This window comes from Tenacibaculum sp. SZ-18 (assembly GCF_002813915.1).
GTDB lineage: Bacteria > Bacteroidota > Bacteroidia > Flavobacteriales > Flavobacteriaceae > Polaribacter.
Map to the genome: position 1 here is coordinate 969,971 of NZ_CP019335.1, position 22,572 is coordinate 992,542.

Genomic DNA, 22,572 nt, shown 5'->3' on the forward strand with positions numbered 1-22,572 from the left:
AGAGTTTTTTAATTGTTATATCTTATTTTAAGATTGAATTAACCAATTTAATATAACTCTTTTTAGCCTCATCAACAGTCATTCCTTTCAATTGAGCCCAGGCATTAAACTTAAAAGCATTTTTTATATCATCTTCATTCGCATTAAACGAAAAGTTATCTCCTCTTATAGCTTGCTTATAATATGCATATAGACGCAATAAAACATCAGGAGCCAACTTTTGTTTTGTGGTTGATGCCTTTTTAAATGCTTCATTAAATTCTTTATCTAATTCAGAAATCATACCTACATTAAATAATGTATATACAAATATACAAAGGGAGCAAGGAAAAACAAGCTATCTAATCGGTCCAAAAGTCCACCATGCCCAGGCATTATTGTTCCACTATCCTTAACATTAGCTTGTCTTTTAAATTTACTTTCAACCAAATCACCAAAAGTTCCTAAAACTGATGTAATTATAGCGATCATAAGCCAGTTCTGTAAAGAAAATAATTCAGAATATCTTCCTATTAAAAATCCTGCAAAAATGGAAAATAAAAACCCTCCTATGAAACCTTCAATCGTTTTCTTAGGAGAAATACGTTTGAACAATTTTGTTTTTCCAAAGTTTTTTCCAACTATGTAAGCGAAGCTATCATTTGTCCATATTATAAGAATTATATAAATAATTAAATTAGGTTGATATTGATTATTTACAAATGGTAAAAACGCTAAAAAGAAGAATGGAAGAACTATATAATTTATGGCTGTAAACCCTTTTAACACTGGATCTCTTTTTGTATAGTTTTTTCTGTATAAATCAATAATTAAAAAGGCAGAATGAAGTAAACAAAAAGTTAAAAGGTATATGATTTTATCTGTAGCTAAAATCTCCAAAAAATTAAAACTTATTAAAGTTATAAGTGCTACTATTGGAATAGTTGGGTTTTTGGTTTTTATAATTTTTGAAAATTCCCAAAGACATACACTTCCGAAAATCGTAATTAAACCAACAAATGTATCTGGTGAAAAAACAATTGCAAAAATAAAGACCGCGGCATAAACAATTGCTGAAATAACTCTAGTTGAAAAATTGTTCATATCTATAAGTCTTCAAATAGTATAAGATATAGATTCTTTGAGGTTATATTACCGTAAGTTAAGATATCGTCTGGATCTTTTACCGCTAAAGAATAGTTTTTAATAGAACTAATATTTGTTGGAATATTACCTCTGAAATTAGTTTTAATACCGGTTAGTCCTTCACTAATATTCTTAACAAGTTGACTAGTTGTAGCGTAAACGATAAAGTTATCCGATAATGTTGCTAGTTTGTGGCTTCCAATTTGATTAGAAGAAAATAATATTTCTCCTGTATTAGCAATTAAATGTTCGCAAGAAATAAATAACGGATAACCATCTTTTAAAGATTCATGAATCGAAATGTCTAACTTTTTACTCAATTTCAATAAATCTAAATCATTACATGAAATCGTTTTCCAATTATTTTCTATTACAATATTCTGTAAATTTTCAATCACTTCCTCAATTTTTGTACAGTATAAAAATTTACCTCCCTTATTAATGAAATGATTTACAAATAAATCATCCAAAGATAGTTTTACAGGTTGTTTCCTAATAAAACTTTCTTTGGAAGAAACTTTTTGTGAGCCAAGGAACTTTCTTAAAAAATTCATTAAAAAGTTATGATTCTTATTCTTGGTTTATACTTGTGTCTTTTGGATTGGGAAGAGTGTTTTGTTTTTCAAAAGGTCTCTTCCCAAATATCTCTATCAAATCATCTTTAAAGATAACTTCTTTTTCAAGAAGTTTTTGGGCTAGTATATCCAACTTATCTCTATTTTGGTCTAATATCTCGATAGCACGGTTGTATTGTCCTTCAATAATTTTTGAAATCTCCTCGTCAATAACTTTTGCAGTTTGTTCGCTGTATGGCTTTACGAACGAATCGTTTCCTGATGAATCATAATATGTTACGTTACCAACTTCTTCATTTAATCCGTAAACAGTAACCATTGCACGAGCTTGTTTAGTTACTTTTTCGAGATCACTTAAAGCACCAGTAGATATTTTATTAAAGATTAACTTTTCAGCTGCTCTACCACCCATCGTAGCACACATTTCATCAAGCATTTGTTCTGTTTGAACAATCTTTCTTTCTTCTGGTAAATACCATGCTGCTCCAAGTGATTGTCCTCTCGGAACAATTGTGACTTTTACTAATGGCGCGGCATATTTTAACATCCAGCTTACCGTAGCATGACCAGCCTCGTGATATGCTATTACTTTTTTCTCCTTAGGAGTAATTACTTTATTTTTCTTTTCTAAACCTCCAACAATTCTATCAACGGCATCCATGAAATCTTGGTGATGAATTGCAGATTTATTATTTCTTGCGGCAATTAAAGCAGCTTCATTACATAAATTTGCTATATCTGCTCCTGAGAAACCTGGAGTTTGTTGCGCCAAGAACTCTAAGTTCACATCATCAGCTAATTTTAAAGGTTTAATATGTACTTCAAATATTTCTCTTCTCTCATGTAAATCTGGTAAATCAACATAAATTTGTCTATCAAATCTACCAGCACGCATTAATGCTTTATCTAAAATTTCAGCACGGTTAGTTGCTGCTAATACGATTACATTAGATTCAGTTCCAAAACCATCCATTTCAGTTAATAACTGATTTAATGTGTTTTCACGTTCATCATTTCCACCAGTCATACTATTTTTTCCACGAGCACGACCAATTGCATCGATTTCATCAATGAAAATAATAGAAGGTGATTTTTGTTTTGCTTGTTTGAATAAATCTCTTACACGAGAAGCTCCAACTCCCACAAACATTTCAACGAAATCAGATCCTGATAAAGAGAAGAAAGGTACACCAGCTTCTCCAGCAACAGCTTTAGCTAGTAATGTTTTACCTGTTCCAGGAGGTCCTACCAGTAAAGCTCCTTTAGGAATTTTACCACCTAGTTTTGTGTATTTTTCAGGGTTTTTCAAGAAGTCTACAATTTCTTGTACTTCTTCTTTCGCTCCTTCTAAACCAGCTACATTTTTAAATGTAGTTTTAACTTTGGTGTTTTCATCAAATAGTTTAGCGCGAGATTTTCCTATATTAAAAATTTGTCCGCCACCACCAGAAGCGCCCCCAGCACCTGACATTCTTCTCATAAAAAACAACCAGATAGCAATTAAAAGGATAAAAGGTAAAGCACTAAATATAGTATCCAATATACTTGTTCTAGGTTTATGCCTATAAGACAAACTTAAATTGTTTTTTTGTTTGGCCTCGTTTATTTGATTTTCAAAATTTTGTAAATCACCAACGTAATATTCAAACACATTAGTACTTTGACTAAATAAGTTTTCCTTTTTGTTTTTTGAATATTTTTCTTTCTCTTTCGCTACATCTTTTTTGATGTAAATTTCAGCGATAGATTTATTATAGATAATGATTTTTTCAATGTCATTATCATTCAACATTTCAGTGAAATCATTACTTGTAATTTCTTTTGCATTGGTGTTTCCTTGGTTGAAAAGTCCCATTGCTAAGAAGAATAATATAAGAGGCACGTAAATCCAATAAGAATTTAGTGTAAACTTCGGGTTATTTTTTTTCTTTTCGTTCATAAGAATTTGGAGAATTTAAGGATTATAAAGGATTATAAAGGATTATGCGGGGCTTATTTCGGTAATTTTAGCATCCCCCCAAAGACTTTCAATGTCATAATAATCTCTAACGTGTTTTTGAAAAACATGAACAACAACATTCACATAATCCATTAAAACCCATTCTGAGTTTCCTTGACCTTCAACATTAAAAGGTTTATCTTTAAGTTCTTTACTAACTACTTTTTGAACCGAACCAGATATAGCGTTAACTTGTGTATTTGAATTTCCTGTGCAAATTACAAAATAATCACAAACGGTATTTTCAATTTCTCTCAAGTCTAAAAGTTGAATATTTTCACCTTTTACGTCATCTATCCCCTTAATAATCGAAGCGATTAATTCGTCTGTACTTGCTTGTTTTTTTGTCATTAAAAATTTTTAGTTTTAGCAAAGTTATTATTTTTTTGCGAGTAATTTATGTATTATTAATACGAGTTCTTATAATAAATATATATGCATTTAATCAAACTCAATGCCACTGCCTCAACAAATTCATTTTTAAAAGAATTGTCAGTTGATTCTAGTCTAGATGACTTTACTGTTGTGATGGCTGAAAAACAAACCTTAGGGAGAGGTCAAATGAATACCGTTTGGGTGTCTCAACCCTATAAAAACCTTATGTTTAGTGTATATGTAAAGTTTGATGATTTTGAAATTAGAGATCAAACTTTTTTAAATTATGCAGTGGCTTTATCAATGTATGAAGTATTGATTGGATATGATTTGCCAAAATTGGCAGTTAAATGGCCTAACGACATTCTGTCAGAGAAAAAGAAAGTTTGTGGGATATTAATTGAGAATATTTTAAAAGGAAAATCCATAAAAGCTTCAATTATTGGGATAGGTTTAAATGTAAATCAAGAAAGTTTTCCAGAAGAGCTTGCAGATGCGGCATCTTTGAAAATGGTGTTAAATAAGAATTTTGATTTAGATAAATTGTTGAAACAAATTATTTCTAAATTAAGAATGAATATAAATATCTTGAAAGATAAAAAATTTGAAGTTTTAGAATCTGCATATTTAAATGTGTTATATAAAAAAAACATTCCAAGTATGTTTAAGGACACTCAAAATGTTTTATTTATGGGTAAAATAGTTGGAGTAAACACATCAAATGGTAAGCTCCAAATTGAGTTAAGTGATGAAACTATTAGGGAATTCGCTTTAAAAGAAGTTTCATTTGCTTAATTATAATTTTTCTAAATTTTCAGTAAGTGTGTTAATAAAACTTGTTAATGGTTTTTTTACCATCATAGCCATCATAGGATTAAAACTACTATCAAATTTTAATTGAGCCTTACTTTGATTTTCAGATACAGCCTTGATGTCAGCAGCTAAGGTAAAAGGTAATTTGCTACTTGCAGCGCCTAAAGTAACATTAGAAAATTCAGTTTTTTCTTTCATGACTAAACGGATTTCGGGCATTCCCTTTAAACCGAAAATAAAAGAGTCCCCATCTACTTCAAACTTTTCAGTATTTATTGGCATTAACTGTTCGAAGTTTTCAAGTTGAGTTAGGAAGTTAAATAAATCTTTTTGAGATTTATTTACAGTGATATTATTTCCTTCTATGTTCATTGTTAAGTGTTTTGTTTTCCTATTTATTGTTTCCACTCGCTAGGATTTATCCTCCAACTTTCAAGTGTGATTAGTTCTTTCTCGTTAATGTAATTGCTCTCTAAAGCTTGTTCTAATAATTCTTCATAATTACTTAGAGTGGTGAAGTCTAAATGAAATTTTTCAAAAGCTTCCGTAGCGATAGAAAATCCATAAGAAAAAATAGCAACCATACCCTTTACTGTTGCTCCTGATTCTTTTAGTGCTTTAATTGCATTTAAGCTACTTTTTCCGGTACTAATTAAATCTTCAACAACAACTACATTTTGTCCGCTTTCTAAATGACCTTCTATTTGGTTTTTACGTCCGTGCTTCTTAGGTTCTGGTCGCACATAAACAAAAGGTACTCCTAATTCTTGAGCAACCAAAACTCCAATGGCAATGGCTCCTGTGGCCACTCCAGCAATTACATCTGGTTTTCCATATTTTTCTTCAACTAATTTTGCAATTTTCTCTTTTAAAAAATTACGGACAGGGGGATAAGATAATGTAACTCTATTATCACAATAAATCGGTGATTTCCATCCAGAGGCCCATGTGAAAGGCTCATTCGGACTTAATTTAATTGCTTTCACCTGTAATAAAAGTTCAGCGGTTTTTTTTGCAGTATCTTTGTTTAAAATCATACCGCAAATGTATAAAGTTTTTGTGAATGATAGACCTTTAATCTTTACTTCTTCTTTAAGAAAAAATGAAGATTATCCCATGTTTAATTATAGAGATATTATCTTAAGTGAACTCATAAGAGATGTGAAAAGAGGAAATTCCAAAGGAGTTTACCTTTACACACCGTTACTTAGTAAGGTATGGAAAGAGTTTTGTTTAGATTTTCATTTAAAGAAAGCAGGTGGAGGTTTGGTTATGAGCCCAACGGAAGAAATACTTTTTATTTTTAGAGCGAAAAAATGGGATTTACCAAAAGGAAGATTAAAATTCAATGAAAATATTGAGTACACCGCAATAAGAGAGGTCAAAGAAGAATGTGGGATTTCCAAAGTTGTAATTGATAAGTTTCTTATGAATACTTATCATTTGTACCCTTCTAAAGGAAGAGATAGATTGAAAAAAACATACTGGTATTTGATGAAAACAAGTTCCGATGAAGAACTAAAACCTTTATTTAAAGAAGGAATTGTTAAAGCTAAGTTTTTTAATTCTGAAGAAATTAATGAGATAGTTTTGCAAAATACTTACGAAAATATAAAAGCTGTTTACGCTCACTATCTTAAATCGTGTAGATAAAAAATGATTATTATTTCAGTTAAAATGAAGTTTTACTGTCAGCTTGTCACTGAATTTCTCATAAAACTGTCAAAATTAATTTAAAAATGTGTTGGCATGACCTTTGACAAATTGTAATCGTAAAATTTTTGAATAAAATAAAAAACGATAATAAAGTTATGAGTAAAATTATAGGAATAGATTTAGGTACTACCAATTCTTGTGTTTCTGTAATGGAAGGAAACGAGCCAGTAGTAATTCCTAATTCTGAAGGAAAAAGAACTACCCCTTCTGTAGTCGCTTTTGTTGAAGGAGGAGAAAGAAAGGTTGGAGACCCAGCTAAACGTCAAGCAGTTACAAACCCTACAAAAACTGTTTATTCTATTAAGCGTTTTATGGGGAATAAGTTCTCTGAGTCTCAAAGAGAGGCAGACAGAGTGCCTTATGATGTTGTAAAAGGAGATAACGATACTCCAAGAGTTAAAATTGATGATCGTTTATATACACCACAAGAAATTTCTGCAATGGTGTTACAAAAAATGAAAAAGACTGCAGAAGATTATTTAGGGCAGGATGTTGCGGAAGCAGTAATTACAGTACCAGCTTACTTCAACGATGCTCAACGTCAAGCTACAAAAGAAGCTGGAGAGATTGCAGGATTAAAAGTTCGTCGTATAATTAATGAGCCAACTGCTGCCGCTTTGGCCTATGGATTAGATAAAGCTGATTCAGATAAGAAAATTGTTGTATTTGACTTTGGAGGTGGTACACATGATGTTTCTATTTTAGAATTAGGAGATGGAGTATTTGAAGTGTTAGCTACAGATGGAGATACTCACTTAGGAGGAGATGATGTTGATGAGAAAATTATTAATTGGTTAGCTGAAGAGTTTAAAGCTGAGGAAAACATGGACTTACGTCAAGATCCAATGGCTTTACAACGTTTAAAAGAAGCTTCGGAAAAAGCTAAGATTGAGTTATCTAGTACAACTTCTACTGAGATTAACTTACCATATATTACGGCAACGGCTTCAGGACCTAAACACTTAGTAAGAACATTAAGTAGAGCTAAGTTTGAGCAGTTAATTGATGATTTAGTGAGAAGAACTATCGAGCCATGTCAAACAGCTTTAAAAAATGCGGATTTATCCACTTCTGATATTGATGAAGTAATTTTAGTAGGGGGTTCAACCCGTATTCCAGCAATTCAAGAAGCTGTTGAGAAGTTTTTTGGAAAAGCCCCAAGTAAAGGAGTAAACCCAGATGAGGTTGTTTCTTTAGGAGCAGCTATTCAAGGTGGAGTTTTAACTGGTGATGTAAAAGATGTTCTTTTATTAGATGTTACTCCATTATCGTTAGGAATAGAAACAATGGGTAATGTATTCACGAAGTTAATTGATGCGAATACAACAATTCCAACAAAGAAATCTCAAGTGTTCTCTACTGCTGCAGATAACCAACCATCCGTAGAAATTCACGTATTACAAGGTGAAAGAGCAATGGCAGCAGATAATAAAACAATTGGACGTTTCCATTTAGATGGAATTCCACCAGCACAACGAGGAGTTCCACAAATAGAGGTTACTTTTGATATTGATGCAAACGGAATTATCAACGTTTCTGCAAAAGATAAAGGAACTAATAAAGAACAAAATATTCGTATCGAAGCTTCTTCAGGATTAACAGAAGAGGAAATCCAGAGAATGAAAGCTGATGCAGAAGCTAATGCTGATGCCGATGCAAAAGCTAAAGAGGAGATTGAAAAAATCAATGGTGCTGATTCTATGATTTTCCAAACAGAAAAGCAATTAAAAGAGTTTGGAGATAAATTATCAGCAGATAAAAAAGCTCCGATTGAAAGCGCTCTAGAAGAGTTAAAGAAAGCTCACGAGAGTAAAGATTTAGCTGCTATAGATACTGCAATGGAAAAAATCAATGAAGCTTGGAAAGCAGCTTCAGAAGAAATGTATGCTGCACAACAGCAAGCAGGAGGTGATGCAGGAGCACAACCAGGTCCAGACGCAGGCGCTTCAGCTGATACTGAAAGTGACAACGTTGAAGATGTAGATTTTGAAGAGGTGAAGTAATTCACAACTGTTATAACATCAAAAAAAAGAGATTGTTCTAATTTAGAACAATCTTTTTTTTGAACAAAAAATAGCTTTTGGGAAGCATAAATTTATCATTGGGAAACATATAAAGCTTTTGTTGATTCATTTTTTAGTTATTAAGATTTTATTAGTTCAAATAATCACTTTAATAATGAAGAAATTAATGGTGTTTCTCTTGGTTGTTATATTTAATTTAGGTTGCGAAAAGGATAAGTCGCAATTAACTTCTCAAGAAAAACTTGAAGATTTTGATTTTTTATATAAGGAACTCGAAGAATCCTATCCATATTTTCATATTAATGAAAGACTAAATAATATAGATTGGTTATCTCGCAGAAACATTTATCAAGATCAAATATTAAAAACTAAAAATGACAATGATTTTTTAAAAGTTTTAAATAGCATTTTAGATGATTTAAATAATGATCATACCGACATTTATCCTACTTTAAATTACAATTATTTTTTGAAAGCTTATCAGATAGGTTTTAGAGAGTATGGACTTTACAAATCTTATATTGAAGAGTTAGAAAAGACAGACACTATTAAAACTAATTATTGGAGCTTAATAGATAAAGAGTTGTATGAAATAGAAGCTATAAGTGAAGATTTAGGCGAAACAAAACAAGAATCAAATTTAACTATTGAAGAGCAAGATGTTATTGCTATTATTAAAATCAGATCTTTTAGCTATGATTTAATAAAGGAAGATGCTAAAAGATTAAAAATGTTTTTTCAAAAAAAACTTATTAATTATTCTACTTTAATCATCGATATTCAAGGCAATGAAGGAGGAGATACAAGTTATTGGTCGGATAATATGGTAAATTATTTGATTAAAGATACCGTAAAGTATACGGTCAATTATGCTTTTAAAAACTCTAAAAGGATAAGGGAATTTAAGCCAAGTTATTTTGAGAAAATCTACTCTTATGAAGATTTAGATTTAAATCAAGTTCCTCAAGAAATAATATCGGATGAATATTTAATTTATTCAACAGAAGCAAAAATAATTCCTAAGTCTAAGGAAAAGTATCAAGGGAATGTATTTTTAGTGGTAGATAAAGATGTTTATTCAAGTGCTGAAGCTTTAGCTCATTTTTTTAAAACAACTAAAATAGGAAAAGTTGTAGGAGAGCGAACTAATGGAGATGGAGTTGGAACTGATCCTCTTTTATTGACACTTCCTAATAGTGGTATTGTGATTAGATTTACCGGAGAAATGGGATTAAATTCAGATGGAAGTGCAAATGAAGAAATGAAAACGACGCCAGATATATTTATTAAAGCTAATTCAAGGGAAGAAAGATTGAATCATTTATTATTACAAATCAATGAAAACTAGAACATAAAAATTTCATCATAACGAATCAAACTAAAAAATGTAGTTTTGGTAATTATGAATAAAGTAACACGATATCTATTTTATATTTTATTCTTATTTTTTGTAGAAACATTTTCACAAAATCCAGTTTCAATTCAATTAACAGAAAAAGATGGATTACCAGATATTGAATTCTATGGAGCGGTTGAAGATAAAGAAGGATTTATTTGGTTGGCTGCTGATAAAGGATTGTTTCGATATGATGGTAAGAGATTTAAAAATTACACACATCCAGATAAAAGAGGTTTATCTGTTTTCGGTATAAAATTAGACGACGAAGGTAGGGTTTGGTGTAATAATATATCAGGACAATTTTTTTATTTAGAAAATGATTCTCTTCATTTATTTAAGGATCTTAAAAAAGAAGCAAAGGGTCAATTAACCAATTTTATTTTCTTTAAGAATAAACTCGTTATTTATTATTACCGTGAGATTATTTTAGTCGATTTGAAAGATGCAAATTCAATTAAAAAAATTAGTGATAATAAAAAGACAATTTCTACTTATAAAGAGAATGATGCACTCTTTCACATTATAGAAGAACAGAAATTTATATCAAATGATGGTGAATCATTTAATCTCCAGAAGTCTTTTAAAAATAAATTGTATTCCGATTATTATAATATCTATTGGAGTTTTATTCCATTTAAAAGAAAGCGTTTCTTTTTAGGATATGAGCAACTAACCACAAATACAACGAGAGAAAGAAATACTATGGTTATGGAAATGGATGATAAGCTAGTAGGAGTGAAGTTACCTGATGCATTAAAGTTTTCTAAGAATATCATTGATTATTACATCTATGAAGATTTATTATGGTTAGGAACAGAAGATGGAGTTTACGTTTGTGATTATCAAAATAAAGAGTTGATAATTAAGGATCATTTTTTTAAGGGAAAAACAATCACCAAAATAATAAAAGATAGAAATAATAACTATTGGTTTACAACCTTAAGAAATGGGATTTTTATTGTTCCAAATATTAATTTAAAAAAGCTTGAGTTGGATTTTAAAGAAGCGAATATAACTGCTATGAGCAAAATCGGGAATGATAAAATTATTTTCGGTTCATCTAAAGGAAATCTTCAAATTGTAAACATTAATTCCAATAGAAGTGAAACCTTGCCACATCTAAAAGAACAAAAGATTTTTGCAATCTCAGCTATTAATAAAGATAGTATACTTGTAGGTTATAAATCTCATACTGCCTTAATTGATATTAACGATTACAGCAGTAAACCAATCCAGAGTAGTTACTTTAAAGGTGTTAAAGATTTTTCATTCGTTTCTTCCAACAAAATATTATTAGCATGTTACAATAAAGCTTCATTTATTTCTTTAAAGCCAAAAGAAATAAATGAAGTTTTATTAGGGAAAATTCGTGCTTACACGACCCATTTCAGTGAAAAGAATAATAAGAAATATGTTGGATTTGTAAATGGAACTAGGATTTATGATAAAGAAAACAAAGAGGTACATCTTTTACATAAAGGAAAAGACATTTTTACAGTTGATATTGGGGAAACTAAAAACGGGATAATTTGGTTATCTACTTTTAAAAATGGAATTCTCGGAATTCAAAATGATAGTATATCGATTAATTACACCATGAGTAATGGTTTGTTGTCTAATCTAACAAGAGAGATCAAAGGAGATGGTGATAATTTATGGATATCTACAACTAATGGAATTCAGGTTTTAAATACAAAGACTAGAAAGTTTCGAAACTTAACAAGGAGGGACGGCATAAATTCCTATGATATTACTGATATTATCCCCTTTGAAGACAAGTTATTTTTTAGTTCTAATAAGGGAGTGATAAAGGTTGATCGAGATAAGATATTTAAAAGAGCAAATACACTTAAATTTTATTTCACTAACATTTCTGTAAATGATATAAATAAGAAAATTGAAAGTAATTATAAGTTGAAATCTGATGAGAATAAAATACAGTTCGACTTTCAAATTAATGGGTTTTTAGCAGAAGAAAATATTCAGTATGGGTATCAGTTGATCGACAAAGGAATGAAGGAAAAATGGAATTTATTAGATCAAAATATAAACCAAATAACATTTAATAATCTCGCTTCGGGTGAGTATAAATTTGTTTTAAAAGCGACTTCCATAGATGATCCAAAAAATGAGTTTTCTAAGACTGTCACTTTTTCAATAGCATTGCCAATTTATAAAGAATGGTGGTTTGTGTTTTTAATTTTTTTGTCTGGAGTTTTAATTGTTTGGTATCGCTTTAATCAACGCATAAAAACAATAAGAGAAACTCAAAAAGCGGCATTAGAGAAAGAAAGATTACAACGAGAATTAGTATCAACTAAACTAGAAACTTTACGATCTCAAATGAATCCCCATTTTACTTTTAATGCGTTGAATTCTATTCAGAATTTAATCTTAAAAAATGATAAAAAAGAGGCATATAACTATTTGACTAAATTTTCAACGCTTATTCGTGAGAATCTTCATTTAAGTACAAAAACGTTTGTGGTTTTTGAAAAGGAACTTTCGTTAATTAAACGTTATTTAGATTTAGAAAGTCTACGTTTTAAGGAAACATTAAAGTATAATATCAATGTAGGTGACAATGTGGAGGAAGTTAAAATTCCAACAATGATTATTCAACCTTATGTAGAGAATGCAATTAAACATGGTTTACTTCATAAAAAAGATGGTATTCGAAAATTAGAAATCGAGTTCTACCTAGAAGACAAAGTTTTGGTAAGTAAAATTTCAGATAATGGAATTGGAATTGAAAAAGCTGAACAAATTCAAAAAAGAAATCAGGTAAAGAAGAAGTCGTTTTCTACAGAATCAATTCGGGAAAGACTTTCGTTTTTGCGTGAATATTATAATACTGATATTGGAGTCGAGTACCCAATGGTAGATTCAGGAACTACAGTGATTATTAAAATTCCTTATTTTATTTAGGGATTGGCTTGTAATAAACATTTTGAATGTAAAAAGATGAAAAGTTTAAAAGCAGTTTTAGTAGATGACGAGTTAAATGCTAGAGAAAACTTAAGATATCTATTGGATGATTTTTGTAAAGAGGTAGATATAGTTGGTGAAGCCTCTAACGTAGATGAGGCTGTCAATGTTATAAAAAAGAATCAACCTGATTTAGTATTTTTAGATATTGAAATGCCAGAAAAGAATGGCTTTCAGCTTTTCAAAGAATTCAAGGAAGTTAATTTTTATGTTATTTTTATAACAGCTTATGATCATTATGCTATTAAGGCTTTTCAGGTTTCTGCAATTGATTATTTATTAAAACCTATTGATATTGAATTATTGCAAAACGCAGTTAAAAAAGTCGAAGAGAGTTTGAACTTTAGAAAGTCGAATGATAGAATTCAACTACTAAAGGAGAATAAGAAAAAACTGCAGAAGATTGCGATACCTTATAAAAACGACTATGTCATTCTGAACATCAACACGATTATTTGTATTCAGGCAGATAGAGTTTATTCAATTATACGAACTATTGAAGGAAAGCAATACGTGGCCTCAAAAAAATTAAGTCACTACGAAAGTTTATTTCAAGATGATGGAACCATTGTGAGAGTTCATAGATCTTGGATGGTGAATACAGAACATATTGAATTGTATTCGAAACGTGAAAAACAAATTGAGCTAACTACAGGAGAGATAATACCTGTAAGTCGAGGATATAAAGATTCTTTTGAGACAATTTTTTCTTCATAAATGTCCTTTAGGAAACAATAAATGTTCATTCGGAAGTAATAAGTAAATCGAACATAACCGATAACATTCTTTTGCACTGTAAAATATATTTAATTGAATGTTATTATGTTTAAAAAATTACTTTCATTATTGTTATTCTTTATAACAATATCAATTACTGCCCAAGTTCCCTCAAGCGGTTTAATTTCTCATTATAAATTTACCAACGGAAGTTTAAACGATGAAGTATCAAGTGGTGCTTCATTAACTAATACGGCTGGATCCTTACCAAAAAGTATTAATGATCGTTTTGGAAGTTCGGTTAGTGCTATTGAAAATGATCAGTCTGCCAAAATACGTCGTTCTAATTTTACCTCGTATCAATCAATTGGAGACGATCATACTTTAAGTTTTAGTTTTTGGATGAAGACAAATACAAATGATGGTAATGCAAGAAATTTATACGATAAATCTAATAAGTCAAATGCAGAATTCTCAACAAGTCCGGTAAGTGGAGAGAAGGGTTTAGCTATTATATTGAAAAACGGAAAAATTGGGGTTCAATATATTTTTGGAAGAATTGATAATATAGTTTCAGGAGGAAGAAGATATATAAGGCGTACTAATTTTTCTAATACTAATATAGCAGATGATCAGTGGCATCATGTAACTATTACTATTCGAGCTGATATCACTTCTACTGGTTCTGCTGTATATCAAAATACAACAGTTTTTTCAAGTTCGATTTATGTAGACGGGATTTTAGATAACTCAGAAAATATTGGTCCAGTATTAAGTTTTGATCCTAATATATCGTTTGATGAAGATTTATCTTCATACTTATTTCAAGTTCGCTCAGCTTCACTTTCTAGCAGTACCTATTATTCAGATAGTTTTGATGATTTTGCAATTCATAATAGAATTTTATCTGCTGCTGAAATTCAAAATATTTATAGAGAAAATGAAGACTGTTTGATTTTCCCAACTACCGATTTTACAATTACACGTACATCAAATAATAACGTAGAATTAGTAATTAATGGCTCAGGTAGTTTTAATATAGCTTATCATAAGAGTTCTGAACCTTTTAGTAATGCAACAATTATTTCGGCGAACCCGTCGGGTACAACATCAATTTCAGGTTTAGATCCTGTGAGATACTTCTTTTATGTTAAAAATCAAAACTGTAATGATCCAAATTTGGGATGGTCTGAAGCAAAAATTTCCGGAACTAGTATATTATATGTTAATGCAAGCGCAGTAGGAAATAATGATGGGGCAGATTGGACAAATGCTTATACAGATATACAAGATGCGTTAACTGTAGCATTAGATGGAGAAGAAATTTGGATAGCAAAAGGAACTTATACGCCTGATTCTTCTGATAGAACTAATCCATTTACAATAAATACTGAAAATGTAAAAATTTATGGTGGATTTGATGGAACAGAGATCTCTTTATCAGCTAGAGATAATTCTTTGATTCATAACGTTAATAGAACCATTTTAAGCGGTGATCTTCAAGGAAACGATAACGGAAGTATTTTTGTAAATAAACCAGATCGTTCAGATAATAGTTATCATGTAGTGGATATTAGAGGCGATAATGTTTTACTAGATGGAGTTACAATTTCTGGAGGACATGCCAATGGCGCTAATGATTTCAGGCTAGGTGCTGCAATATACATAACCAGTAATATTGATAAATTTACGATTAGAAACTCTCGTTTAGAGGAAAATGCAGGTGTCATCGGAGGAGCTTTATATTCTCGTGTTTCCGGTAGTTCAGTACAAAATTATAATGTTGATTCATGTATTTTCAAAAACAATGTTAGTACAAATGTAGCTGCTGCATTATTTGCTACTCCAGGAGATAATACAAGTATGAATTTTACTATTTCGAATTCACTATTTGAAAACAATAGAACAGAAGATAATGGTTCAGCTTTAGGAAGAGGGTTAAGTGCTATTTGGTTAAGAGCTTTTAATACAGGAAGTGTTATTTCGCCTACAATTGTAAATAATACTTTTGTAAATAATAGAAATGAAGGAACAGGGAGTTCAGACTTCGCTACTGTAGGTTTAAGTCAGGAAAATGGAACCTTCGGAACAATTAATATTGCAAATAATATTTTTTGGGGAAATACAGATAATAGTGGTAATACATCACTTGCCTTTGGTAGAAGAACAGATTCAAGTATAGCTCCAGGAATATCGGTGAGTAATAGTATTGACGAGAATAATTTTTCTAATATTCCAATGGGAAATGTAATCAATAGCTCTAATTCTGATCCTTTATTTACTGATGCAGTAAACGGAGATTTTACCCTTCAGACGGTGTCACCTGCTGTGGATAGTGGTGATAATACAAAAATCCCTACTGGAATTGTAACTGATTTATTGGGTAAAGTTAGAATCCATAATACAACTGTTGATATAGGAGCTTATGAATTTGGAGCAACGAGTTATTTACCGAGATATTTAACAATAAATGCTGTGAATGGAACAGTTTCTACAAATCCAAATTTTACTAATGGGATTTATAATGATGGAACTTCAATTGAATTGACAGCTACACCAGCTTCAGGTTATCAATTTGATGGATGGAGTGGAGATGTAACAGGAACTACAAATCCATTAACGATTACAATGGATGCTGATAAAACAGTTACAGCAATGTTCAGTGCAGTTACTGCTAGCGTAGTTGACTTAGAATTTAACAAAGAAGTAAAGGTGTACCCAATTCCAGCTACTGATATATTGAATATTGAAATAGTCAATGAGTACCAAATTAAGAAAGTGGTAATTTATAGTTTACTAGGTAAAAAAGTTATTGAAACAAAAGAGACAAAGGTGAATATTTCTGAATTAGTAAATGGAGTCTATTTGTTAATGGTAACAAATGAGGAGGGAAGAGTTGCATCAAGAAGAATTATTAAAATGTAGATATGCGAAAGATTAAAAAGTACCAACTCGAAATTTTAATTTTCGTGTTGTATGGACTTATTTTTTATATCATGTTTAGCATATTTTAAATATTTAACCTGAGGTGTATTTACCTCAGGTTTTTTATTTTTATGATATGAAATTTTACCAGAAAGAAGTTACATTACCTCGTTTTGAAAGGGGGTATCATTTAATTACTCATCTTATAGAGAATATAGTTCCTGAAATAGAAAATATAACAATCGGACAGTTTCAAGCTTTTATTAAACATACTTCTGCAAGTCTGACTATCAATGAAAATGCTGATCCAACGGTGCGTATGGATTTTGAAACACATATTAATAAAATGATCCCTGAAAATATGCCGTATTTCAAACACGATTATGAAGGTTCAGATGATATGCCAGCACATATTAAATCTTCAATGCTTGGTTGTCAAGTAACGATTCCAATTACGAATGGGACATTGAATTTGGGAACATGGCAAGGAATTTATTTAGGAGAACACAGAAATTATGGAGGAAACAGAAAAGTTATAATTACTGTTTTTGGAGTGTAGGGGAATTTCAGAAAATAACATATAATAAGTTAACAAGCAGAAAAACTTTAGCGACAAGGTCAATTACATATAGTTTACTCAGAAAGAAATAACTAATAACAATGGCCATGAGCATGCATAACGGAAATTGAAATCCATAAAACTCTCTAAAAGTATTATGTTCTGTTGTACCGTTTTTGGTTGCTTCATAATAATTCACTTCACCAAATAATGCAGATTCATAAATTATGATATCTTCTCGTTCGTTAACGGAAAAAGCAAAGTCTGAAGAGCAATAAAAATTATTATGTTCAGTATAAATTTCGTAGGAGTATTTCCTAGTTTCATTGTGAGATCTATTGTAGTGATTTGGGACATCTCTTTGAACAGTAATTTTGGTTATTTTCTCATGTTTAATTTTATCGTAATACGAATAATCATAAATAATTAAAAATCCTATAAGAAGGAAAAAGCAATTGTATAACAATTGCTTTTTTCTGTTTTCTGAAACCATATTTACTTTTCTAATCCTTTTTGAAGTGCTTCTTTAATTCCTTCTAAGTTTTCAGAGAAAGCCATCATTTGACTTAATATTTGAGCCATTTCATTCTTGTCTCCGAAGCCTTTCAGTTTATTGTTTTTCAAGAAGATTTCTTTAATATTATTCCAACGAGCGCTTTCCTCTTCTGAAAGTTTATTTATAAGCTCTTTATATTTCAATAAGTTTCCTTCGGCTGCTGAGGTTAAAGTTTGTGATTCACTCTCGTAATGCGATAATAGTAAACGTTGTAATTCATCATTGTTCATAATAGGAACAATTTTCGCAACTAATTTATTCATATCACGATACGATCCTTGTAATTTAAAAGAAGGTTCGGTTCTATATTGATCTTCCATTGCGGCAGATTGAATATAAGCTTGATTTACTTTTAAAACTGTGTCGCGAACCGTAATTACTTTCTCTAAAACAGATGTGTAATCTTGAATTTCCTGCTTCGTGTGATTTCCTTTCAAATCAACATCACCTGTATTATTTTCAACTTTATCAATTAAAGAATATACATCTTCAAAATATTTACTACTTAATTGGTGTAAAACAGGATTTGATGTTAATGAGTTTTCTATTAAACTCAATTTGAATAAATGCGCTGTATCTCCAATTATGTCTCCTAAATTATAAATATCTGCACGGTTAGCTAACATATCTGGAATTTGAAAACGATCTCCACTTTCTGTATATGGATTTCCAGCCATGATTACGCAGAATTTCTTGCCACGTAAGTCGTATGTTTTCGGTTTACCGTTAAAAACACCTTCAACTTTACGAGTTCCATCAGATAATGAAATAAACTTTTGTAAAAATTCAGGATTACAATGTTGTATATCGTCTAAATATAACATCACATTATCGCCCATTTCAAAAGCCAAGTTCAACTTTTTTAATTCTTCTCTAGATGCTGAATTATTAGCGGACATTGGATCGACCGAAGTTACTTCATGACCAATAGCAGGACCATTAATTTTCATGAATACCAAACCTAATCGATTTGATATGTATTCCATTAAAGTGGTTTTACCATAACCTGGAGGAGAAATTAATAATAACATTCCCATTCTGTCGGTACGTTTGTTGTCACCAACTGTTCCAAGTTGTTTCGCTAAATTATCTCCGATTAAAGGAAAGTAAACTTGATCAATTAATTTATTTCTAACAAAAGAAGATAGAACTCTAGGTTTAAATTCTTCTAACTTTAAATCTTCTTTTAGCCGATCTGTTACCTCTTGTTTTGCTTCTTTATATTGAATATAGCTTGGAACTTCTACAGAAACGAAATGTTCAAGTTTCTGCATAAATTCATGGTAATTAAATTTAAAAACTCCTTCAACAAGAGAGTTGTGATCTCCTTTTAAGTTTTCAATATTTTCTATTGGATGAACTGCTTTAATTTCAGAATTTGATTCGTGTTCAAATAATGAAATACAAACCATTTCATCGATGTATGATAGTGTGCTTTTATCTTTTGTAGAAAGAAAAGAAGCAATCCATTGTTTTGCTAAGTTTATTTTATCTGTATAGTTTTCAATTTTATCAATCCCGCTCTTAAACTTGTGATAAGCATCTTGTTTTTTCAAAGTTTTGATAAAATCTTCTTTTAAGCTAAAGGCATCTGTACTTAATTGAAACGTGTTATTCGCTTTCAGTTCATCAAATAAATAGTGTGCAATTTCAGTAGAATTTTCAGATCTGAAAAGTTTAGAATTCTCTGCAAAAATTGCAATTGTTTCACTCAGGTTTTCGATGATAAATGAATACGATTCACTATCTGGAAAAACACTTAAAACTTCTCCAGAAGCTTTTATATTAGAATTAAGTAATGTTTGTTGTTCTTCTTCCAAAGAATTCCAAAAATACTGTGCATATCCTCTAACAGTAGGAGAGAAGGTAAGTAATCCTAACTCATGATGTTTATGAACAAGTGTGTGTAATATTTGACTAGCATCTACATCATGAACTCCTTTTACATATCCTTCAGAATATAAGTTACTACTTTCTTTTTGTACAACTTCAAGTAATTGTTCTACTGTTTTATTTAATAATTCAGATTCAGGTTTACTCTTGAAAATTTTATAAGCTAAATAAGCTGCTCTGTAAACATCACCGTTTTCTGAAACTAACTCTTGATTCCAATATTTTTTTGATTGTAGTAAGATTTCATTATCAATGGTATCATAAAAATCGGTACCTGTTAAATGATAATAAAGCTCTTCATCTTTATAAACAATGGTTAAGTCTAATACTTGTTTATTTACGCCGAATTTATGTTTTCCTAGTTTGATTATATTTTCACCATCCTCATATAATTCTTGCTTGTCTTTTAATTTTCTTAGTGCATCTTCTTTAGCAACTTTTAATTGAGTTTCTATTGCTTCAGCTTTTCCGGCATCATTTAATTCTTTTAATTGATTAACAATGTCTCTTACCTTGTTAATCATTAAGTCAGCAGCAAAATAACCGTTAATATCTTCAACCGTATCGAAGCTCTGGGCTTTTTTTGCAACTCCTTTTAAAATTCTCTCTGATGCAGTTTGAAGAGCAACGGCTTTTTTATTTCTTTTTTCAATTAAGTTATTCTTTCTAGTGTCAAAAGCAGCGTGAATTTCTTCACGTTTTTCAATAATTTGACCAATAAATTCTTCGAAATCAGCAAATTTACCTTCTAATTCTTCTAATTGAATGGCAGTTTTAGTTAAGAATTCATCGCATTTTTCTGGCGTTGTAGCCATGTCAATATAGTTGATGATACTTTGATCAATCAATTTTAATTGCGCAACAAAATCTGCTTTCGCTTCAGAACTACCAAGACTCTTAATTGAGTTTTTAATTCCTGCTTTTAATTGATTTAACGTGGCAAAAATCAACGAAATGTTATCAATTATTTTTGTTGACTGAGATGTATCTTCAATTTCAAGATTTGAAACGATATCAATTAACATTTCCAAATCAGCAGTAATTTGATTTACTTCTTTTTCTAAAGCTTTTGCATCAACGACTTTTTTGATTTCAGGTAAAGCTTTTTCTTTTTCTGAAACTCTCTTATGATAAGGAGCTAGTGCCTTATCATTCAGTAAAAATTGAATACAACGTTTCGAAATTAAGTTATTTTGTTCTGCAACTTGTTCTTCTAGTGCTTCTAAATGTTCTTTTTGAATATATCGAACATCATGCAAACTAATTACTTCACCACGTAAACTTCTAAGTTGACTTAACAACCCAACAAAGTCATCAATAGATTTAAAAGAAGTACTTCTTATTTTACTGAAAAGCTCATCAGATTTCTTATTGATTTCTTGAGTAGCTTTTTCTGCCTGTTTTTTTAATTGAACTACTTTTTCAAATTCTTCAATAGCAGCATTAGCGGCTTCATTAATTTGAAGAATTGGTTCATTTAATTGATGCGTTTCTTCTTCAGGAAGCCAATAATAAGTGTCATTTATATCTTTCGATATTTTTGCAATATCATTATATAAGCCAGTATAATTATCCTCTTTGTTTAAGAGGTTAATTAACTCATGACATTCAGCCATGGCTCTTACAATGTCTTTATTCCCAATTTTAAATAATAAAGTATCAGTGTGTTGGGACGGCATAAAACTTCCTTTTAAATAAGGAGTTTGCCAAATTTGCACTACATGATGTTTTGTTTGTTCATTTTCTGTACGGAAGTAACATAATTCACCATTTTCAAGTAGGGTGAAACCATTACATATTATTGGAGTTTTTACTTCTTGTTCAATGATGTTGTATGACATCAAAATGTATAAACCGCGAATGGTAGCATAAAATACATATAAAAAGTCTTCGCCATTAGGAGAACTAACTTTCTTTTGAAATTTTACTTCTTTTACATCACTTTCAAAGATTTTGTATTCCCCGGTTTGTAAGTAATAACCATTTGGGAAAATAATTCCATGTCCGTCCGGAAGTTGAACAGCAGTATCTTTTATACTGTCAATTCTTTGAACTTCTTGTAGTTTATGATTATAAACAAAATAACGATGATCTTCCTGAAAAGGTTTAATTTCTAAAGTCGTTAAATTACCTAAATCTCCATATCTAAACTGACCATCATCTAAAGTTTGGTCATAATGTTCAACTGGTTCAGATAAAATTCCTTTTCCATCGTCTGTATTGTCCTCAATTTTAATGGTTAAATCACCTCCAATGGTTTCAACAAAAACTTTATCCAGAACTGAAATATGCGAATGTGTTCCATAGCGATGCATATCTCTAGTAACTTCTTGCCACTGGAATTCGTGTTGTGTTGGAAATTTATATTCATGTTCACTTCGGTTGTCAACATATTGAAGTGAATTATCGTTGATTAACCATTTAAAGGTTTTTATGTCATTGGTATTTTCGCTAAGTTGAAATACCATATGAAGGTAGTTTCCAACAATGGCGAACTTAGAGAAGATCGTATTACGATAGTACTTGTAAAGGTTGGTGAAATCATTTATAAAAAGGTCGTCATTTATTAAGTCGAGCGTTTGTAAATGAAAGTGATTTTCTTTGAATTCATAAACACTAAATACATCCGATAATTTGATGTCTGTTCGTAATCCAAAGTGTACGTTATATCCGAAAATTGAAGTATTACCAAATGACACAATATCTCTGGCAATACAGTTATTTTCAGTATTAATTCTATCGTTAGCAATTAATTTGGTTTCTACATTACCAAAAACATGTTTTCTAGCATCATTTAACTTATGTAATCTACTTTGTAGTTCTTGCTTTTGTTTTTGCAATCTACCTTGAATGATTTCATAGGTTCCTCCGTCTAATTGTTGATTGTTTTGGTTTTCCATATATTTTT

17 protein-coding genes are annotated in these 22,572 nt (G+C 30.5%); 8 read left to right on the forward strand and 9 right to left on the reverse strand.

Features of this window, described 5'->3' with window-relative positions:
- Positions 1 to 22: 22 nt before the first annotated feature.
- From BTO06_RS04450 to rsfS, 5 genes are read right to left on the reverse strand one after another with little or no spacing between them, the layout of a single operon-like run.
- Positions 23 to 283 (reverse strand): acyl-CoA-binding protein, encoded by a 261-nt coding sequence (locus tag BTO06_RS04450; RefSeq protein ID WP_100924151.1) that lies wholly within the window; start codon positions 281 to 283, stop codon positions 23 to 25.
- Positions 284 to 285: 2 nt separating this feature from the next.
- On the reverse strand, positions 286 to 1,083 hold the full coding sequence (locus tag BTO06_RS04455; protein ID WP_100924152.1) for a phosphatidate cytidylyltransferase: 798 nt from the start codon (positions 1,081 to 1,083) through the stop codon (positions 286 to 288).
- A gap of 2 nt (positions 1,084 to 1,085) precedes the next feature.
- Positions 1,086 to 1,679: an LUD domain-containing protein gene (locus tag BTO06_RS04460; protein ID WP_100924153.1), complete on the reverse strand. Its 594-nt coding sequence runs from the start codon at positions 1,677 to 1,679 to the stop codon at positions 1,086 to 1,088.
- Between the two features lie 16 nt (positions 1,680 to 1,695).
- Positions 1,696 to 3,639, reverse strand: a complete 1,944-nt coding sequence (gene ftsH, locus BTO06_RS04465) for an ATP-dependent zinc metalloprotease FtsH (protein WP_100924154.1) — start codon at positions 3,637 to 3,639, stop codon at positions 1,696 to 1,698.
- A 42-nt stretch (positions 3,640 to 3,681) separates the two neighbouring features.
- Complete coding sequence (rsfS, locus tag BTO06_RS04470; RefSeq protein ID WP_100924155.1) at positions 3,682 to 4,050, reverse strand: ribosome silencing factor; 369 nt, start codon at positions 4,048 to 4,050, stop codon at positions 3,682 to 3,684.
- A gap of 84 nt (positions 4,051 to 4,134) precedes the next feature.
- Here rsfS and BTO06_RS04475 point away from each other — a divergent pair, with 84 nt between their 5' ends.
- Positions 4,135 to 4,869, forward strand: a complete 735-nt coding sequence (locus BTO06_RS04475; protein ID WP_100924156.1) for a biotin--[acetyl-CoA-carboxylase] ligase — start codon at positions 4,135 to 4,137, stop codon at positions 4,867 to 4,869.
- Here BTO06_RS04475 and BTO06_RS04480 read toward each other — a convergent pair whose 3' ends face one another.
- Positions 4,870 to 5,259, reverse strand: a complete 390-nt coding sequence (locus BTO06_RS04480) for an orotate phosphoribosyltransferase (RefSeq protein ID WP_100926709.1) — start codon at positions 5,257 to 5,259, stop codon at positions 4,870 to 4,872.
- Between the two features lie 23 nt (positions 5,260 to 5,282).
- The gene (pyrE, locus tag BTO06_RS04485; protein ID WP_100924157.1) at positions 5,283 to 5,924 is read right to left on the reverse strand and encodes an orotate phosphoribosyltransferase; all 642 of its coding nucleotides are present in this window, start codon (positions 5,922 to 5,924) and stop codon (positions 5,283 to 5,285) included.
- Between the two features lie 7 nt (positions 5,925 to 5,931).
- Here pyrE and BTO06_RS04490 point away from each other — a divergent pair, with 7 nt between their 5' ends.
- From BTO06_RS04490 to BTO06_RS04520, 7 genes are all read left to right on the forward strand, one after another.
- On the forward strand, positions 5,932 to 6,540 hold the full coding sequence (locus BTO06_RS04490; RefSeq protein ID WP_100924158.1) for an NUDIX hydrolase: 609 nt from the start codon (positions 5,932 to 5,934) through the stop codon (positions 6,538 to 6,540).
- 158 nt (positions 6,541 to 6,698) lie between these two features.
- On the forward strand, positions 6,699 to 8,606 hold the full coding sequence (gene dnaK / locus BTO06_RS04495) for a molecular chaperone DnaK (protein ID WP_100926710.1): 1,908 nt from the start codon (positions 6,699 to 6,701) through the stop codon (positions 8,604 to 8,606).
- A gap of 175 nt (positions 8,607 to 8,781) precedes the next feature.
- Positions 8,782 to 9,975: a S41 family peptidase gene (locus BTO06_RS04500; RefSeq protein ID WP_100924159.1), complete on the forward strand. Its 1,194-nt coding sequence runs from the start codon at positions 8,782 to 8,784 to the stop codon at positions 9,973 to 9,975.
- Between the two features lie 54 nt (positions 9,976 to 10,029).
- The gene (locus tag BTO06_RS04505) at positions 10,030 to 12,954 is read left to right on the forward strand and encodes a sensor histidine kinase (protein ID WP_100924160.1); all 2,925 of its coding nucleotides are present in this window, start codon (positions 10,030 to 10,032) and stop codon (positions 12,952 to 12,954) included.
- Positions 12,955 to 12,990: 36 nt separating this feature from the next.
- Positions 12,991 to 13,731, forward strand: a complete 741-nt coding sequence (locus tag BTO06_RS04510; RefSeq protein ID WP_100924161.1) for a LytR/AlgR family response regulator transcription factor — start codon at positions 12,991 to 12,993, stop codon at positions 13,729 to 13,731.
- Between the two features lie 105 nt (positions 13,732 to 13,836).
- The gene (locus BTO06_RS04515) at positions 13,837 to 16,656 is read left to right on the forward strand and encodes an InlB B-repeat-containing protein (RefSeq protein WP_100924162.1); all 2,820 of its coding nucleotides are present in this window, start codon (positions 13,837 to 13,839) and stop codon (positions 16,654 to 16,656) included.
- 136 nt (positions 16,657 to 16,792) lie between these two features.
- On the forward strand, positions 16,793 to 17,215 hold the full coding sequence (locus BTO06_RS04520) for a secondary thiamine-phosphate synthase enzyme YjbQ (RefSeq protein WP_100924163.1): 423 nt from the start codon (positions 16,793 to 16,795) through the stop codon (positions 17,213 to 17,215).
- 7 nt (positions 17,216 to 17,222) lie between these two features.
- On the opposite strand, the gene BTO06_RS04525 is transcribed toward BTO06_RS04520, so the two are convergent.
- Together BTO06_RS04525 and BTO06_RS04530 are read right to left on the reverse strand one after the other, a co-directional pair.
- A complete protein-coding gene (locus BTO06_RS04525) occupies positions 17,223 to 17,708 on the reverse strand; it encodes a hypothetical protein (protein ID WP_100924164.1) in 486 nt (161 codons plus the stop codon).
- 2 nt (positions 17,709 to 17,710) lie between these two features.
- On the reverse strand, positions 17,711 to 22,564 hold the full coding sequence (locus BTO06_RS04530; RefSeq protein ID WP_100924165.1) for a DNA repair ATPase: 4,854 nt from the start codon (positions 22,562 to 22,564) through the stop codon (positions 17,711 to 17,713).
- Between the last annotated feature and the right edge of the window lie 8 nt (positions 22,565 to 22,572).

Excerpts from the sequence above, each read along its gene's own strand:
- BTO06_RS04450 (WP_100924151.1), bottom strand. The coding sequence starts at position 283 with ATGATTTCTGAATTAGATAAAGAATTTAATGAAGCATTTAAAAAGGCA.
- BTO06_RS04455 (WP_100924152.1), bottom strand. The coding sequence starts at position 1,083 with ATGAACAATTTTTCAACTAGAGTTATTTCAGCAATTGTTTATGCCGCG.
- BTO06_RS04460 (WP_100924153.1), bottom strand. The coding sequence starts at position 1,679 with ATGAATTTTTTAAGAAAGTTCCTTGGCTCACAAAAAGTTTCTTCCAAA.
- ftsH (WP_100924154.1), bottom strand. The coding sequence starts at position 3,639 with ATGAACGAAAAGAAAAAAAATAACCCGAAGTTTACACTAAATTCTTAT.
- rsfS (WP_100924155.1), bottom strand. The coding sequence starts at position 4,050 with ATGACAAAAAAACAAGCAAGTACAGACGAATTAATCGCTTCGATTATT.
- BTO06_RS04475 (WP_100924156.1), top strand. The coding sequence starts at position 4,135 with ATGCATTTAATCAAACTCAATGCCACTGCCTCAACAAATTCATTTTTA.
- BTO06_RS04480 (WP_100926709.1), bottom strand. The coding sequence starts at position 5,259 with ATGAACATAGAAGGAAATAATATCACTGTAAATAAATCTCAAAAAGAT.
- pyrE (WP_100924157.1), bottom strand. The coding sequence starts at position 5,924 with ATGATTTTAAACAAAGATACTGCAAAAAAAACCGCTGAACTTTTATTA.
- BTO06_RS04490 (WP_100924158.1), top strand. The coding sequence starts at position 5,932 with ATGTATAAAGTTTTTGTGAATGATAGACCTTTAATCTTTACTTCTTCT.
- dnaK (WP_100926710.1), top strand. The coding sequence starts at position 6,699 with ATGAGTAAAATTATAGGAATAGATTTAGGTACTACCAATTCTTGTGTT.
- BTO06_RS04500 (WP_100924159.1), top strand. The coding sequence starts at position 8,782 with ATGAAGAAATTAATGGTGTTTCTCTTGGTTGTTATATTTAATTTAGGT.
- BTO06_RS04505 (WP_100924160.1), top strand. The coding sequence starts at position 10,030 with ATGAATAAAGTAACACGATATCTATTTTATATTTTATTCTTATTTTTT.
- BTO06_RS04510 (WP_100924161.1), top strand. The coding sequence starts at position 12,991 with ATGAAAAGTTTAAAAGCAGTTTTAGTAGATGACGAGTTAAATGCTAGA.
- BTO06_RS04515 (WP_100924162.1), top strand. The coding sequence starts at position 13,837 with ATGTTTAAAAAATTACTTTCATTATTGTTATTCTTTATAACAATATCA.
- BTO06_RS04520 (WP_100924163.1), top strand. The coding sequence starts at position 16,793 with ATGAAATTTTACCAGAAAGAAGTTACATTACCTCGTTTTGAAAGGGGG.
- BTO06_RS04525 (WP_100924164.1), bottom strand. The coding sequence starts at position 17,708 with ATGGTTTCAGAAAACAGAAAAAAGCAATTGTTATACAATTGCTTTTTC.
- BTO06_RS04530 (WP_100924165.1), bottom strand. The coding sequence starts at position 22,564 with ATGGAAAACCAAAACAATCAACAATTAGACGGAGGAACCTATGAAATC.